The organism is Komagataeibacter intermedius TF2 (assembly GCF_000964425.1).
Classification (GTDB): domain Bacteria; phylum Pseudomonadota; class Alphaproteobacteria; order Acetobacterales; family Acetobacteraceae; genus Komagataeibacter; species Komagataeibacter intermedius.
This window is the reverse complement of sequence record NZ_BANF01000056.1, coordinates 1-241: the sequence shown is the minus strand read 5'-3', so window position 1 is coordinate 241 and position 241 is coordinate 1. Positions and strand designations below refer to the sequence as shown.

The window sequence follows — 241 nt, the reverse complement described above, 5'->3', positions numbered from 1 at the left end:
TTGCCGGTCTGTGTCTCAAGCCATAAGGATCTGGAAATTCTGCTCAGAGGATTCTGTTTCGCTTACAATCATCGCCGGCAGCGTGTTCTGGGCGGCATAACTCCCGCCCAATGCATCACGTCGTGGCTTGAAAAACATCCCGCGTCCCGTAATGCCGACTACATCAAACCAGCCAACTGTGACATCATGAAACAGGTCGATGAAATCCTCGAATACGCCAATGACGTCTCACAACCTGACA

Annotated in this window: 1 pseudogene; it reads left to right on the top strand. The window is 51.0% G+C overall.

Annotation, left to right across the window (positions count from 1 at the left end):
- A pseudogene (locus tag B7449_RS22080) lies at positions 1 to 241 on the top strand (IS481 family transposase); the annotation flags it as partial.